This is a genomic window from Paraburkholderia sp. SIMBA_054 (genome assembly GCF_046534875.1).
GTDB lineage: Bacteria > Pseudomonadota > Gammaproteobacteria > Burkholderiales > Burkholderiaceae > Paraburkholderia > Paraburkholderia hospita.
Genome location: NZ_JAWRXV010000291.1, coordinates 1 through 404, shown reverse-complemented (window position 1 = coordinate 404; position 404 = coordinate 1). Strand labels below are relative to the sequence as shown.

Sequence of the window (404 nt, the reverse complement as noted above, 5' to 3'; positions counted from 1 at the left end):
CGGCGCGTCGAGCCATTCGGCGTGCGGCTCGCCGGCGCTGTCCGTGGCCGCCGCGGCATGCGCCCCATGCGCCCCACCATGCGCGACCCGCGCCGCCATCTCCGTCGACATCGCGATGACGAGCGGCTCGCGCTCGATCGGCAGCCACGAAAGCTGCATCGCATGACGCGACGGCAGCGGTGCGATCACGAGGCCGGCGTCGATGCGGCCGGCCACGAGTTCATCCACCTGCACGTCGCTCGTGGCTTCGGTCAGTTCGAGCCGCACGCGCGGATGACGCGCGCCGAACTCGCGCAAGAGCCGCGGCAGCAAACCGTAATCCGCCGTCGATACGAACGCCAGCGAGAGCACGCCCGCCTCGCCACGCGCAAGACTTTGCGCAAGCGGCCGCAATCCTTCGGCGC

At 71.3% G+C, this 404-nt stretch carries 1 protein-coding gene; it reads right to left on the bottom strand.

Going from position 1 to position 404, the window contains the following annotated elements:
- On the bottom strand, positions 1–404 hold a 404-nt coding region (locus SB822_RS55165; RefSeq protein ID WP_410858856.1), incomplete at both ends, for a LysR substrate-binding domain-containing protein.